This window comes from Streptomyces sp. NPDC046557 (assembly GCF_040645975.1).
Lineage (GTDB): Bacteria > Actinomycetota > Actinomycetes > Streptomycetales > Streptomycetaceae > Streptomyces.
This window is the reverse complement of record NZ_JBEYZH010000005.1, coordinates 156,404-170,736: the sequence shown is the minus strand read 5'-3', so window position 1 is coordinate 170,736 and position 14,333 is coordinate 156,404. Positions and strand designations below refer to the sequence as shown.

16 protein-coding genes are annotated in these 14,333 nt (G+C 69.6%); 14 read left to right on the top strand and 2 right to left on the bottom strand.

Annotated elements, in window-relative coordinates:
* Positions 1 to 98: 98 nt before the first annotated feature.
* From map to glmM, 13 genes are all read left to right on the top strand, one after another.
* Positions 99 to 935 (top strand): type I methionyl aminopeptidase, encoded by an 837-nt coding sequence (gene map / locus ABZ934_RS14030; RefSeq protein WP_361312427.1) that lies wholly within the window; start codon positions 99 to 101, stop codon positions 933 to 935.
* 180 nt (positions 936 to 1,115) lie between these two features.
* Complete coding sequence (gene infA, locus ABZ934_RS14025; RefSeq protein WP_003956442.1) at positions 1,116 to 1,337, top strand: translation initiation factor IF-1; 222 nt, start codon at positions 1,116 to 1,118, stop codon at positions 1,335 to 1,337.
* A 73-nt stretch (positions 1,338 to 1,410) separates the two neighbouring features.
* The gene (rpmJ, locus tag ABZ934_RS14020; RefSeq protein ID WP_003956441.1) at positions 1,411 to 1,524 is read left to right on the top strand and encodes a 50S ribosomal protein L36; all 114 of its coding nucleotides are present in this window, start codon (positions 1,411 to 1,413) and stop codon (positions 1,522 to 1,524) included.
* 199 nt (positions 1,525 to 1,723) lie between these two features.
* Positions 1,724 to 2,104, top strand: a complete 381-nt coding sequence (gene rpsM, locus ABZ934_RS14015; RefSeq protein WP_030710357.1) for a 30S ribosomal protein S13 — start codon at positions 1,724 to 1,726, stop codon at positions 2,102 to 2,104.
* 54 nt (positions 2,105 to 2,158) lie between these two features.
* Complete coding sequence (gene rpsK / locus ABZ934_RS14010) at positions 2,159 to 2,563, top strand: 30S ribosomal protein S11 (RefSeq protein WP_003956432.1); 405 nt, start codon at positions 2,159 to 2,161, stop codon at positions 2,561 to 2,563.
* A gap of 140 nt (positions 2,564 to 2,703) precedes the next feature.
* Positions 2,704 to 3,726, top strand: a complete 1,023-nt coding sequence (locus tag ABZ934_RS14005; RefSeq protein WP_007265920.1) for a DNA-directed RNA polymerase subunit alpha — start codon at positions 2,704 to 2,706, stop codon at positions 3,724 to 3,726.
* Between the two features lie 138 nt (positions 3,727 to 3,864).
* The gene (gene rplQ / locus ABZ934_RS14000) at positions 3,865 to 4,332 is read left to right on the top strand and encodes a 50S ribosomal protein L17 (RefSeq protein WP_030298228.1); all 468 of its coding nucleotides are present in this window, start codon (positions 3,865 to 3,867) and stop codon (positions 4,330 to 4,332) included.
* Positions 4,333 to 4,443: 111 nt separating this feature from the next.
* Positions 4,444 to 5,295 carry a tRNA pseudouridine(38-40) synthase TruA gene (gene truA, locus ABZ934_RS13995; RefSeq protein ID WP_361312425.1) on the top strand — a complete coding sequence of 284 codons (852 nt, stop codon included), beginning with the start codon at positions 4,444 to 4,446 and terminating at the stop codon, positions 5,293 to 5,295.
* 69 nt (positions 5,296 to 5,364) lie between these two features.
* Positions 5,365 to 6,984 (top strand): ATP-binding cassette domain-containing protein, encoded by a 1,620-nt coding sequence (locus ABZ934_RS13990; RefSeq protein WP_361312424.1) that lies wholly within the window; start codon positions 5,365 to 5,367, stop codon positions 6,982 to 6,984.
* Between the two features lie 36 nt (positions 6,985 to 7,020).
* Positions 7,021 to 8,319, top strand: a complete 1,299-nt coding sequence (locus ABZ934_RS13985) for a glycosyltransferase family 87 protein (RefSeq protein ID WP_361312422.1) — start codon at positions 7,021 to 7,023, stop codon at positions 8,317 to 8,319.
* A gap of 235 nt (positions 8,320 to 8,554) precedes the next feature.
* Positions 8,555 to 8,998, top strand: coding sequence for a 50S ribosomal protein L13 (gene rplM / locus ABZ934_RS13980; RefSeq protein WP_136213237.1), 444 nt, complete (start codon positions 8,555 to 8,557; stop codon positions 8,996 to 8,998).
* A gap of 42 nt (positions 8,999 to 9,040) precedes the next feature.
* Positions 9,041 to 9,562: a 30S ribosomal protein S9 gene (rpsI, locus tag ABZ934_RS13975; RefSeq protein WP_361312420.1), complete on the top strand. Its 522-nt coding sequence runs from the start codon at positions 9,041 to 9,043 to the stop codon at positions 9,560 to 9,562.
* 136 nt (positions 9,563 to 9,698) lie between these two features.
* Positions 9,699 to 11,057 (top strand): phosphoglucosamine mutase, encoded by a 1,359-nt coding sequence (glmM, locus tag ABZ934_RS13970; RefSeq protein ID WP_361312419.1) that lies wholly within the window; start codon positions 9,699 to 9,701, stop codon positions 11,055 to 11,057.
* 102 nt (positions 11,058 to 11,159) lie between these two features.
* Here the strand turns inward: glmM and ABZ934_RS13965 are convergent, their stop codons facing one another.
* Complete coding sequence (locus ABZ934_RS13965; protein ID WP_361312417.1) at positions 11,160 to 12,113, bottom strand: DUF389 domain-containing protein; 954 nt, start codon at positions 12,111 to 12,113, stop codon at positions 11,160 to 11,162.
* Positions 12,114 to 12,131: 18 nt separating this feature from the next.
* Positions 12,132 to 13,151, bottom strand: a complete 1,020-nt coding sequence (gene coaA / locus ABZ934_RS13960) for a type I pantothenate kinase (protein WP_361312415.1) — start codon at positions 13,149 to 13,151, stop codon at positions 12,132 to 12,134.
* A gap of 297 nt (positions 13,152 to 13,448) precedes the next feature.
* Here coaA and ABZ934_RS13955 point away from each other — a divergent pair, with 297 nt between their 5' ends.
* Complete coding sequence (locus tag ABZ934_RS13955) at positions 13,449 to 14,243, top strand: hypothetical protein (protein ID WP_361312413.1); 795 nt, start codon at positions 13,449 to 13,451, stop codon at positions 14,241 to 14,243.
* Positions 14,244 to 14,333: the final 90 nt, after the last annotated feature.

Sequence of the window (14,333 nt, the reverse complement as noted above, 5' to 3'; positions counted from 1 at the left end):
TTTCACCCCCTCGTTGTGCAGGTACGGCCGCGGTGTCCCAGAGGCACCGCGGCCGTACTGTTGAGAAGTCCCGATTTCAGAAGGTGGAAGGCCGTTCCATGGTGCAGCTCAAGACGCCCGAGCAGATCGCGAAGATGCGCGAGGCGGGGCTGGTCGTCGCCGCGATCCACGCGGCGACCCGTGAGGCGGCCGTGCCGGGCGCCACGACCCGGGACCTGGACATGGTGGCCCGCAAGGTCATCGCGGACGCCGGCGCGAAGTCGAACTTCCTCGGGTACGGCGGTTTCCCCGCGACGATCTGCACGTCGGTGAACGAGGTCGTCGTCCACGGCATCCCGGATGACAAGACGGTCCTCAAGGACGGCGACGTCATCTCGATCGACGCGGGCGCGATCGTGGACGGCTGGCACGGCGACGCCGCGTACACGGCGTTCGTGGGCACCGGTCACGCCCCGGAGCTGATCGAGCTGTCCCGGGTGACCGAGGAGTCGATGTGGGCCGGCATCGCCGCGATGAAGCTCGGCAACCGCCTGGTGGACATCTCGAAGGCGATCGAAGGCTACATCCGCCGCCAGCCGCGTCCGGCCACCGGCAAGTACGGGATCATCGAGGACTACGGCGGCCACGGCATCGGTTCCGAGATGCACATGGACCCGCACCTGCTGAACTACGTCTCGCGCAAGCGAGGCAAGGGCATCAAGCTGGTCCCTGGCGTGTGTCTGGCGATCGAGCCGATGGTCTCGCTGGGCACCGCCCAGACGGAGGTCCTGGCGGACGACTGGACGGTCATCACCACGGACGGCACCTGGTCCTCGCACTGGGAGCACTCGATCGCCCTGACGGAAGCGGGCCCGATCGTGCTGACGAGCCCGGACTGCGGCAAGGCGAAGCTGGCGGAGTACGGGGTCACCACGGCTCCCGACCCGCTGGGCTAGCCGCGTACCACCGGTCCCGGGCGAGGTGTCCAGGATTGGTGATCTAGTGTGTGGGGCAAACTTTCCGGATTCGTCTTTCTGGGTGCCCTGACGTAGACTGACTCGTCGGCTCCTTTGCATCCGCATGTCTTCATGCGAAGCACCGGAGCTGATCAAGGTAGCCGATTCGAAGGGCGAAGCGTGGCCAAGAAGCAAGGTGCCATCGAGATCGAGGGCACCGTGATCGAGTCCCTCCCGAACGCGATGTTCAAGGTGGAACTGCAGAACGGTCACAAAGTCCTCGCGCACATCAGCGGCAAGATGCGCATGCACTACATCCGTATTCTTCCCGATGACCGGGTCGTGGTGGAGCTGTCTCCGTACGACCTGACGCGTGGCCGGATCGTCTACCGATACAAGTAGATCTTGTCCTCACTCCCGACCGGGCATCTGGTCCGGCGCGGGTGGTGGCACTGACCCGGAGAACCTCACCCACATGAAGGTCAAGCCGAGCGTCAAGAAGATCTGCGACAAGTGCAAGGTGATCCGCCGTCACGGCCGGGTCATGGTCATCTGCGACAACCTGCGCCACAAGCAGCGCCAGGGCTGACGCACGCCGACCGACCTGCCTTCCGCAGTTCTTCGCGCGACGTAAGAAAACGTACATACGCAGAACCCGCCCAGCCCTGAACGGGGCCGGCGGCACCTCCGGCGGGGGCCGGGGACCCGGACGTACCATCACCCATCAGGAGTGGTCGGCGGTCGGGAACGGTTCTGCGGAAGACCCCCGAACACACAGGAGCCATTGAATGGCACGCGTTTCCGGTGTTGACATCCCGCGCGAAAAGCGCGTGGAGATCGCACTCACCTACGTCTTCGGTATCGGGCGCACCCGGTCCAAGGAGATCCTCGCCTCCACCGGCGTGAACCCCAACACCCGCGTTCGTGACCTGGCCGAAGAGGACCTGGTCAAGATCCGCGAGTACGTGGACGCCAACCTCCGTACCGAGGGTGACCTCCGCCGCGAGATCCAGGCCGACATCCGTCGCAAGGTCGAGATCCAGTGCTACCAGGGCATCCGCCACCGTCGTGGCCTGCCGGTGCACGGTCAGCGCACCAGCACGAACGCGCGTACCCGCAAGGGCCCGCGTCGCGCGATCGCCGGTAAGAAGAAGCCGGGCAAGAAGTAGTCCTGTTCAGCGGTCTTGCGCTGTAGGACCGACCACCTCCCGTAGGAGATTTAGATGCCCCCCAAGGGTCGTCAGGGCGCTGCCAAGAAGGTGCGCCGCAAGGAAAAGAAGAACGTCGCTCACGGGCACGCCCACATCAAGAGCACGTTCAACAACACCATCGTCTCGATCACGGACCCCTCGGGCAACGTGATCTCCTGGGCCTCCGCCGGCCACGTCGGCTTCAAGGGCTCGCGCAAGTCCACCCCCTTCGCCGCGCAGATGGCCGCCGAGTCGGCCGCCCGCCGCGCGCAGGAGCACGGCATGCGCAAGGTCGACGTCTTCGTGAAGGGTCCGGGCTCCGGCCGCGAGACCGCGATCCGCTCCCTCCAGGCCACCGGCCTTGAGGTCGGCTCGATCCAGGACGTCACCCCCACCCCGCACAACGGCTGCCGCCCGCCGAAGCGCCGCCGCGTCTGACGCGGCGGACGCACCTGTGCGTCTTCGAGTGTCCGGGCGGTACGACCCCTTCGGGGGCCGTGCCGCCCGTACCCTTGCAGTACCCAGCAGTATCTGTCGGGCGTCAAATAGTGGGCGTCCACGACTGAAGGAACACAGACATGCTTATCGCTCAGCGTCCTTCGCTGACCGAAGAGGTCGTCGACGAGTACCGCTCGCGGTTCGTGATCGAGCCGCTGGAGCCGGGCTTCGGCTACACCCTCGGCAACTCCCTGCGCCGCACGCTCCTGTCCTCGATCCCGGGTGCCGCTGTCACCAGCATCCGCGTGGACGGCGTCCTGCACGAGTTCACCACCGTGCCGGGCGTCAAGGAAGACGTCACCGACATCATCCTCAACATCAAGCAGCTGGTCGTCTCCTCGGAGCACGACGAGCCGGTCGTGATGTACCTGCGCAAGCAGGGTCCCGGCCTGGTCACCGCTGCCGACATCGCGCCCCCGGCCGGTGTCGAGGTGCACAACCCGGACCTGGTCCTCGCCACGCTCAACGGCAAGGGCAAGCTGGAGATGGAGCTGACCGTCGAGCGCGGTCGCGGCTACGTCTCCGCCGTCCAGAACAAGCAGCTGGGTCAGGAGATCGGCCGCATCCCGGTCGACTCCATCTACAGCCCGGTCCTCAAGGTCACCTACAAGGTCGAGGCGACCCGAGTCGAGCAGCGCACCGACTTCGACAAGCTGATCGTCGACGTCGAGACCAAGCAGGCCATGCGCCCGCGCGACGCCATGGCGTCCGCCGGCAAGACCCTGGTCGAGCTGTTCGGTCTGGCGCGCGAGCTCAACATCGACGCCGAGGGCATCGACATGGGCCCGTCCCCGACGGACGCCGCCCTTGCCGCCGACCTGGCGCTGCCGATCGAGGAGCTTGAGCTCACCGTTCGGTCCTACAACTGCCTCAAGCGCGAGGGCATCCACTCCGTGGGTGAGCTCGTCGCCCGCTCCGAGGCCGACCTGCTCGACATCCGCAACTTCGGTGCGAAGTCGATCGACGAGGTCAAGGCGAAGCTGGCCGGCATGGGCCTGGCCCTCAAGGACAGCCCGCCCGGATTCGACCCGACCGCCGCCGCCGACGCCTTCGGCGCCGACGACGACGCGGACGCCGGTTTCGTCGAGACCGAGCAGTACTGATTCTTCCCGTTGCCGGCGGCCGAGGTCCTTGGCCTCAGTCGCCGGCCGGGCTTGATCGAGACTTTCCCGGGGCATCCGCTCCGGGGGAACTGACACCGGTACCTGACACGGCCGGTGCAGATATGAAGGAGTAACACCATGCCGCGTCCCGCAAAGGGTGCCCGCCTGGGCGGCAGCGCCGCGCACGAGAAGCACCTCCTCGCGAACCTCGCGAAGGCGCTCTTCGAGCACGGCCGCATCACCACCACCGAGGCCAAGGCCCGCCGCCTGCGTCCCTACGCCGAGCGTCTGGTCACCAAGGCCAAGAAGGGCGACATCCACAACCGTCGCCTGGTGCTGCAGACGATCACGGACAAGAGCATCGTGCACACGCTGTTCACCGAGATCGCCCCGCGCTACGAGAACCGCCCCGGTGGTTACACGCGCATCACCAAGATCGGCAACCGTCGTGGCGACAACGCCCCGATGGCGGTCATCGAGCTGGTCGAGGCCCTGACGGTCGCGCAGCAGGCCACCGGTGAGGCCGAGGCCGCCACCAAGCGTGCCGCGAAGGACGCCGAGGCCGTGGCCGAGGCGCCCGCCGCCGAGGAGACCAAGGAGGCCTGATCCCGGTCGGGATCGAGCTTGCTTGATCGGCTCTGAACGGGCCCGCCCCTTCCCGGGGCGGGTCCGTTCCGCGTTTTCTGACGTCCTTGCGTTTTTGAGAGGATCGGTCACGTGAGTGACGAGGTGGAGCCCGGACACGTCCGGGTACGGCTGGACCTGAGCTATGACGGCAAGGACTTCTCCGGCTGGGCGAAGCAGCGCACGCTGCGGACCGTGCAGGGCGAGCTGGAGAACGCCCTGCAGACCGTGATGCGGCTGAAGGAGCCCGTCGAGCTGACCGTCGCCGGGCGGACCGACGCGGGTGTGCACGCGCGCGGGCAGGTCGCACAGTTCGACCTGGCCGAGGAGGTGTGGGCCGAACACCACGACAAGCTGTTGCGGCGCCTCGCGGGACGCCTGCCGCACGACGTACGGGTGTGGAAGGCCGCGCGGGCCCCCGAGGGCTTCAACGCGCGGTTCTCGGCGATCTGGCGCCGCTACGCCTACCGGGTGGGCGACCACCAGGCAGGCGTCGATCCGCTGCGCCGAGGGCACGTGCTGTGGCACCAGTGGCCGCTGGACGTGGACGCCATGAACGAGGCGTCCGCCGCGCTGCTGGGCGAGCACGACTTCGCCGCGTACTGCAAGAAGCGCGAGGGCGCCACGACCATCCGTACGCTCCAGCAGCTCGCCTGGGAGCGCGCGGAGGACGGCGTCGTCACCGCGACGGTGCGCGCCGACGCCTTCTGCCACAACATGGTCCGCTCGCTGGTGGGTGCCCTGCTGCACGTCGGGGACGGCCACCGGCCGGTCGACTGGCCGGGCAAGGTGCTGGAGGCGGCCGTACGGGACTCCTCGGTGCACGTGGTCAAGCCGCACGGCCTCACCCTGGAGGAGGTCGGATACCCGGCGGACGAGCTGCTGGCGGCCCGCAGCAAGGAGGCGCGGAACCTGCGCACCCTGCCGGGAGCCGGCTGCTGCTGACCGCCGCCGGGCCGGCCGGTCCGGTTATCCGTTTGGGCGGATCGGGGCCGGGGCTGGACAATGCGCGGCATGGGACATCTCGAAGCCGGCCACCTGGAGTACTACCTTCCCGACGGGCGGGCCCTGCTCCCCGACGTCTCCTTCCGCGTGGGGGAGGGGTCGGTGGTCGCCCTGGTCGGGGCGAACGGGGCCGGTAAGACCACCCTGCTCAAGCTGATCTCGGGCGACCTCCAGCCGCACGCCGGCGGGGTCACCGTCAGCGGCGGCCTCGGGGTGATGTCGCAGTTCGTGGGCTCGGTGCGGGACGAGACGACCGTGCGGGACCTGCTGGTGTCGGTGGCGCAGCCGCGGATCCGGGAGGCGGCGAAGGCCGTCGACCGCGCCGAGCAGCTGATCTTGACGGTCGACGACGAAGCAGCGCAGATGGCGTACGCGCAGGCGCTCTCGGACTGGGCGGACGTCCAGGGGTACGAGGCCGAGACCCTGTGGGACGTCTGCACGACGGCCGCACTGGGCGTCCCGTACGACAAGGCGCAGTTCCGCGAGGTCCGTACGCTCTCCGGCGGTGAGCAGAAGCGGCTGGTGCTAGAGGCGCTGCTGCGCGGGCCGGACGAGGTGCTGCTGCTCGACGAGCCGGACAACTACCTCGACGTGCCCGGCAAGCGGTGGCTGGAGCAGCAGCTGCGGGCCACCCGCAAGACGGTCCTCTTCGTCAGCCACGACCGGGAGCTGCTCACCCAGGCTGCCGAGAAGATCATCAGCCTGGAGGCGAGCCCGACGGGCTCGGACGTCTGGGTGCACGGCGCGGGTTTCGCCACCTACCACGAGGCCCGCAAGGAGCGTTTCGCGCGCTTCGAGGAGCTCAAGCGGCGCTGGGACGAGGAGCACGCCCGGCTGAGGGCCCTGGTGCTGCGGTTGCGCAACCAGGCCGCTTCCAGCCCCGACATGGCCTCCCGCTACCGGGCGATGCAGACCCGCTTCCAGAAGTTCGAGGAGGCCGGCCCGCCGCCGGAGCCGCCGCGCGACCAGGACATCCGGATGCGGCTCAAGGGCGGCCGGACGGGTGTGCGCGCGCTGACCGTGGAGAACCTGGAGCTGACGGGGCTGATGAAGCCCTTCTCGCTGGAGGTCTTCTACGGGGAGCGGGTGGCGGTGCTCGGCTCCAACGGTTCCGGCAAGTCGCACTTCCTGCGGTTGCTGGCGGGCGATGACGTCAAGCACACCGGTACCTGGAAGCTCGGCGCGCGGGTGGTCCCGGGCCACTTCGCCCAGACCCACGCGCACCCGGAGCTGTTCGGCCGCACCCTCGTCGACATCCTGTGGACGGAGGCGGCCAAGCCGCTCGGCGCGGCGATGGGCGCATTGCGCCGCTACGAGCTGGAGCGGCAGGGGGACCAGCCGTTCGAGAAGCTGTCGGGCGGCCAGCAGGCGCGGTTCCAGATCCTGCTGCTGGAGCTGGCCGGTACCACGGCGCTGCTGTTGGACGAGCCGACGGACAACCTCGACCTGGAGTCCGCGGAGGCCCTCCAGGACGGCCTGGAGGCGTACGACGGCACGGTGCTGTGCGTCACGCACGACCGCTGGTTCGCCCGCACATTTGACCGTTACTTGGTCTTCGGTTCGGACGGTGTTGTGCGAGAGACTCTGGAACCGGTCTGGGACGAACGTAGGGTCGAGCGCGAGCGCTAGGGGGAGACCGCCCCCGAGCGGCGATCGGGAGGCGTTGTGCGGCTGCGGCCTGGCACCCTGCTCAGGGGATGGGAAACCGTACGGGACCCCGCGTTCGGGCACCGGCTGGTGGTCTGGCTGCTGCGGCCGGCGTCGGGGCCCTGGCACGCGGTGGCGCTGGCCGTGGTGCTCGGCATCGCGGTCTCCACCAGCCTGCGGGAGAACTGGGGCTCGGACAACGCCTTCGTGGTCAAGGCGGCCCAGACGCTGCTGGGGGGCGGGTCCCCGTACGAGGACAAGCGGTTCCTTTACCTCCCGAGCGCCGTGATCATGGCCGTCCCCGAGGCGCTGCTGCCCCAGCCGGTGCTGCGCTGGGTGCTCCCGCCGGCGATGTCCGTCCTGCTGGCGGTCGGCTGGTGGGCCGCGCTGCGGCTGTTCTCGGTGCCGGCGCGCTCCCGCTTCGCGGTCGGCGGGTTCGCCGCGCTCGCCCTGGCCTACAAGCCGTACGTGAACCTCGTGCTGATCGGCAACTGGACCGCCATCTCGGCGGCCGCGCTGCCCATGGCGCTGCTGTTCGCGCACCGTCGGTCCTGGGCGGCGGCGGGGCTGGTGGTGGGGCTGGCCATCGCCTGCAAGCCCATGCTGGTGCCGATCGGGCTGCTCTTCGTACTGGCCCGGCAGTGGCGGGGGCTGGCGGTGGCCGTGCTGGTGCCGCTCGGCGTCTCGCTGCTCGGGGCGCTGATGATGCCGAGCCCGACGCTGTTCGTCACCAAGACCCTGCCGTTCCTGCTCCGTGGGCAGGACGCGTACGCGCTGCCCTGGGACGCCTCGCCGATCGCGGTGCTGCCCCGGCTGGGGGTGCCGGAGCCGGTCGCGGTGCTGCTGACGGGGGCAGGGGCGCTGGGCGGGCTGGTCGCTGCGTGGCGGCGGTGGCGGCGTACGGACGGTCCGGGGGACGCGGACGGGGGAGAGCTGCGGCTCGCGGAGACGGCCTGCATGGTGATGCTCGCCGCATTCCTGGTCTCGCGGCCGTCCTTCGACCACTACCTGCTGGTGGTGCTTCCGCTGCTGCTGGCCTCGGCAGTGCGGCCGGGCTCGATGCCCCGCTCGCCCTGGTTCTGGCTGGCCCTGACGCCCCAGGTGGCGCTGGTGCCGTGGCCCTCCGAGCTGGCCCACAAGCGGCGGGCGTTCAAGGACTGCGCCACCCTGTGCGGGCTCGCGATCATGCTGGTGCGTCGAGCGCTGCGCTCCGTTCGGGTTACTCTGGATCCAGTAACAACTGCGGGGTCCCCACCCAGGACCGAACCGGAGTGCGCCGCGACGCCTGCAGAATCGGCATCGCGGACCGCGTTTTGACCCGTACGGGTCCTCTTGGGTACTCTGCTGGTTTGTTATGCGTATTGGCTTTCTCATTCTCACGTGAAAGGGCCTTACGCCGGTCCACCGGGCCGATGACCAGCGGTTCACACGGGTTGCGTCCCCGTAGTGGACCAGGGCTGTCGTGATCGTCCGTGGTGACCCTTGTCAGGACCCTTCCCTGTGGGCTCACGCCCTGGGGATGACCCACCACTGAAGAAGCGAAGGCATACGCGTGCGTACGTTCAGCCCCAAGCCCGGCGACATCTCGCGCCAGTGGCTCGTCATTGACGCCCAGGACGTTGTCCTCGGCCGTCTGGCGACCCAGGCCGCTGCCCTCCTGCGGGGTAAGCACAAGCCGACTTACGCCCCCCACATGGACATGGGCGACTTCGTCATCATCGTCAACGCCGACAAGGTCCACCTGTCCGGCAACAAGGCGTCCCAGAAGATGGCGTACCGCCACTCCGGCTTCCCGGGTGGTCTGCGTTCCGTCCGCTACGACGACCTCCTGGCGAACAACCCGGAGAAGGCCGTCGAGAAGGCCGTCAAGGGCATGCTCCCCAAGAACACCCTGGGCCGTCAGATGCTCTCGAAGCTGAAGGTCTACTCGGGCGACCAGCACCCCCACGCTGCCCAGCAGCCGGTGCCGTTCGAGATCACCCAGGTCGCGCAGTAGTTCCGGCCACCCCCTAAGACGTAGAAAATTCTGAGGAGCATCGTGGCCGAGACCACCGCCGAGACGACCCCCGTCGAAGAGTTCGAGGGCAACGTCGAGGAGTACACCAGCGAGTCCGAGGTCGTCGTCGAGGGCGACTACACCTCCGAGTCCCTTGCCGGTCGCTTCGGCGACCCCCAGCCGGCCGCCGGCCTGGGTCGTCGCAAGAACGCCATCGCCCGCGTCCGGATCGTCCCGGGCACCGGCAAGTGGAAGATCAACGGTCGCACCCTTGAGGACTACTTCCCCAACAAGGTGCACCAGCAGGAAGTCAACGAGCCGTTCAAGCTCCTTGAGCTCGACAACCGCTACGACGTCATCGCCCGCATCGCGGGTGGCGGCGTCTCCGGCCAGGCCGGCGCCCTGCGCCTCGGTGTGGCCCGTGCGCTGAACGAGGCGGACGTCGACAACAACCGCCCGGCGCTCAAGAAGGCCGGCTTCCTCTCCCGCGACGACCGTGCGGTCGAGCGCAAGAAGGCCGGTCTCAAGAAGGCCCGTAAGGCTCCGCAGTACAGCAAGCGTTAATCTGCGCCTGCTGTTCTGCAACGAAACCGCCCCGGCAGCACTCTCTGTGCTGCCGGGGCGGTTCGTTTACCGCCACAAGCGGCACATATCTGTCACACAGCGGTACTAAGCGAAGCGTGAACTCGGGAGGACAACAGTGGGACGACTCTTCGGGACGGACGGTGTACGAGGCGTCGCCAACGCGGATCTGACGGCCGAGCTCGCGCTCGGTCTCTCCGTGGCGGCCGCGCACGTACTGGCCGAGGCGGGTACCTTCGCGGGCCATCGGGCGACCGCCGTGGTCGGCCGGGATCCCCGCGCTTCCGGTGAGTTCCTGGAGGCCGCGGTCGTCGCGGGCCTCGCGAGCGCGGGCGTGGACGTCCTGCGCGTCGGTGTGCTGCCCACCCCGGCGGTGGCGTATCTCACCGGTGCGCTGGGCGCCGACCTCGGCGTGATGCTCTCCGCCAGCCACAACGCGATGCCCGACAACGGCATCAAGTTCTTCGCGCGCGGCGGCCACAAGCTCGCCGACGAGCTGGAGGACCGGATCGAGTCCGTCTACGAGGAGCACCGCACCGGCGCCCCCTGGGACCGTCCCACCGGAGGTGGCGTGGGTCGGGTCTCGGACTACACCGAGGGCTTCGAGAAGTACGTCGCCCACCTCATCGGGGTCCTCCCCAACCGTCTCGACGGCCTCAAGGTCGTCCTGGACGAGGCACACGGCGCGGCCGCGTACGTCTCCCCCGAGGCGTTCGCCCGGGCGGGCGCGGAGATCGTCACGATCGGCGCCGAACCCGACGGCCTGAACATCAACGACGGCTGCGGCTCCACCCACCTCGGTCTGCTGAAGCAGGCCGTCGTCGAGCACGGCGCCGACTTCGGCATCGCGCACGACGGCGACGCCGACCGCTGCCTGGCCGTGGACGCCTCCGGCGCGGAGGTCGACGGGGACCAGATCCTCGCGGTGCTGGCGCTGGCCATGCGCGAGGCGGGACAGCTCCGTGAGAACACCGTGGTCGGCACCGTCATGTCGAACCTGGGCTTCAAGCTGGCCATGGAGGCCGAGGGCATCCAGGTCGTGCAGACCGGCGTCGGCGACCGCTACGTGCTGGAGTCGATGAAGGAGCACGGCTACGCGCTGGGCGGTGAGCAGTCCGGCCACGTGATCATCCTCGACCACGCCACCACCGGCGACGGCACCCTGACCGGTCTGCTGCTGGCCGCCCGCGTCGCGGCCACGGGGCGGTCGCTGGCGGAGCTGGCGGGCGTGATGCAGCGGCTGCCGCAGGTCCTGATCAACGTGCCCGACGTGGACAAGTCCCGGGTCGCGACCTCCGGGGACCTGGCGGCCGCGGTGGGCGACGCAGAGCGCGAGCTGGGCGCCACCGGACGGGTGCTGCTGCGTCCCTCCGGTACGGAGCCGCTCGTACGGGTGATGGTGGAAGCCGCCGACATCGAGCAGGCCCGCGCGGTCGCGGGGCGCCTGGCGGACGCCGTGAAATCGGCGCTCGGCTAGGCCCCTGCCACCGGAGTCGTCACCCGAGCCCCGTCGCCCCTTCGTGGGGCGGCGGGGCTCGGGTCGTACCCGCCCGGTCGTCCCCGGCCGGGGGGGCGTGGCTCAGGTCGTTCCGGGCGGCGTGCGGCTCCAGCGGCCACGCTGGGTGCGCCACAGCAGCTTCTGCCCGTACAGGGTCAGGGTGCCGGCCAGCATGATCCCGCCCAGGTTGACCAGCAACTGCTCTGCCGAGCCCCACATCTGGCCCACCTCGCCGTAGCTGAGGGCGACGGCGGCGTTGGCGGCCGCCGGGACGGTGGTCACCGAAATGGCCACGCCGACCAGCGCGCCCGATTTGGCGGAGGTCAGGGACAGCACCCCGGCCACCCCCGCGAGCAGGGCCACGACGAAGGAGAACGGGTCGGGCTGCCAGATGAAGCTGGTGTTGGGTCGCGGGTTGTCCAGCATGGACCGGTGGAACAGGCCCAGCGCCTCCATCGCCAGACTGAACAGGGTGGTCGCCGTGATGGCCGCGGCGAACCCGGTCAGCAGGGCGACCAGCGAACGCACCGCCGGCTTGAGGGCCCGCCGGACGATGCCCGTGCAGACGCCGGCCAGGGGGCCGAACTCCGGGCCGACGGCCATCGCGCCCACGATCAGGATGGCGTTGTCCAGGACCACGCCGCAGGCGGCGATCAGGGTCGCGACGATCATGAATGCGACGTAGGTGACCGTGAGGGTCGACTCCTCGTGCGTCGCCTCGCTCAGTTGCTCCCACAGCACGGCGTCGGCGGCCTCGCCGGGCGCCTCCTCCTCGGCCTCGTCGGCACGCTTGGAGAGGGTGAGGGCGATGTTCTCGACCGAGATCGCGCCGTCCTCGTCGATGCCCAGTGCGCGCAGGGCCTGCAGCAGCTCGTCGGCCGCCTCGCGCGCGACGTCGCACAGGACGACATCACCGGCGGGGACGAGGGCCGCACCGGTCAGCACCACCAGGTGGGTGGTGCCGACGGTGTTCTCGACGAGGCGGAGGACGGCGTGCGTCCGGTCGGGCGGGGTGATCATCCGCAGGTGCAACATGCCGGAACAGTAGCTTTTTCAGAGTTTGCGCAGGCTGAGCTTCTGCACCTTGTGGTCCGGACCCTTGCGCACGACGAGGGTGGCGCGGCCGCGGGTCGGGGCCACGTTCTCCATCAGGTTGGGCTTGTTGATGGTCCGCCACATCGTCTGCGCGTACTCCAGGGCCTCCTCCTCGGAGACCTGCGTGTACTTGCGGAAGTAGGAGAAAGGATTCTGGAAGGCGGTCTCGCGCAGCTTCCGGAACCGGTTGAGGTACCAGCGCTCGATGTCCTCGGGGCGCGCGTCCACGTACACGCTGAAGTCGAAGTAGTCGGCGAGGCCCACCCTGGTCCGGCCGTCCTTGCCCGGCAGGGCCGGCTGGAGGACGTTGAGCCCCTCGACGATGAGGATGTCCGGGCGGCGGACGACGAGCTGCTCGCCGGGGACGATGTCGTAGATCAGGTGGGAGTACACGGGGGCCGTGACCTCGTCCTTGCCTGCCTTGATGTCGGCGACGAAGCGGGTGAGCGCCCGGCGGTCGTACGACTCGGGGAATCCCTTGCGGGCGGTCAGGCCGCGGCGCCGGAGTTCCTTCATCGGGTACAGGAAGCCGTCGGTGGTGACGAGCTCGACCCGGGGGTGCTCCGGCCAGCGCGCGAGCAGCGCCTGGAGCAGACGGGCGACGGTGGACTTGCCGACGGCGACGGAGCCGGCGACCCCTATGACGAAGGGGGTTCCCTGCTGTGCGCCGTGGCCGTTGCCGGCGTCGCCGAGGAAGGTGTTCAGGGTGCCGCGGAGGTTGCTGGTGGCGCCGACGTAGAGGTTCAGCAATCGGGACAGCGGGAGGTAGACGTCCCGGACCTCGTCGAGGTCGATGACGTCGCCGAGGCCGCGGAGCCGCTCGACCTCGTCGGCGGTGAGCGGGAGCGGGGTGCGCTCGCGCAGGGCGCTCCACTCGGCCCGGGTGAGGTCGACGTAGGGGGAAGCCTCGGCGGGCCGGCGGTGGCCGGCGCGCTCCGTTGCGCGGCCGGGCGTGCTCCGTGGCGGCGAAGTGATCACATGGCCATTGTCGGGGCTCGGGCTCGCTTATGGGTGGTGTGGTCGGTCACGTGCCGGAGGAGGGCCGGAGCGGGCCGGGGCCCCGTGCGGACGGGGCCCTGCCGGGGGCGGATATCGATTCGAGTGTCGTGTCGGTCTCGCGGCGATCACGATTGACGACGGTCTGTGAAAACCGGATCGTCCGCGTGTGCTTCCCGCCGTACATTGCTGATCGCCGCAGCTCCGGTGCGCGCCTCCGACCGAGGGCGCCGCCCGGGGCTGCCTCTGTGTGTTTTCGTGTTCCGGGGGAGATCTTTCGTGCGTACCGTGCTTGTTCGTCGTGCCGTCCTGACCGCCTCGGCGGTGTCCCTGACGCTGTTGGCCACGGCCTGCGGCTCGGGCAAGGACGGCGGGGCCGAGGCCGACTTCAAAAACGCCGCCCGCTCGTCCGCCACCCGGCCGTCCGCCGCGGCTTCGAGCGTGGCCGCGGCGGGCGCCAAGGGGAAGACGGCCGGCGAGTTGCGCCCGCTGCTGGTGACCGAGGCGGACCTGCCGGACCACCGGCTGGAGCGGGTGGAGGACAGCGCGGCGCAGGACGACCCGATCGAGACCGACAAGGCGCCCTGCAAGCCGCTGGCCCAGACCGAGGGCATGCAGCCGATCGGCGCGTCCGCCGGCGTCGCCCGGGTGGTCGCGAGCGGCAAGCCCCGGGCCGCGGCCCAGGGCGCGGGCGCCGAGAAGGCGGACGCGCGCGCGGACACCTCCAAGACGACGGCCACGTCGGTGGCGCTGGTCTCCTACGACGGGAAGGGCGCCGAGGAGGCCATCGGCGCCGTCAAGGCGGGCGTCGAGGCGTGCGCGGGCGGCTTCTCGGTGACGCAGGCGGGGGAGAAGACGGCCATCGAGAGCGTCAAGGCGGACACCGTGCTCCCCGGCGGCGACGAGGCCGTCTCCTTCGTCACCGTGATGGACCTGGGCGACGGCGACAGGAACGTGGCCCGCGTGGTCGTCCTGCGCAAGGGCAACACCCTCGCGACGTTCACCGCGCTCAGCCTGACCGGCGAGGCCGAGCAGCCGAAGGCCGTCGTGGACGCGCAGGCGAAGAAGCTCTGAGCGACCTTTGCTCCCCTGATCGACTGACTTGCCCTCAGCTGGGCGTCAACCCCGCTCCGGCACATTCGCCGGGGCGGGGTTTTCGTCCGG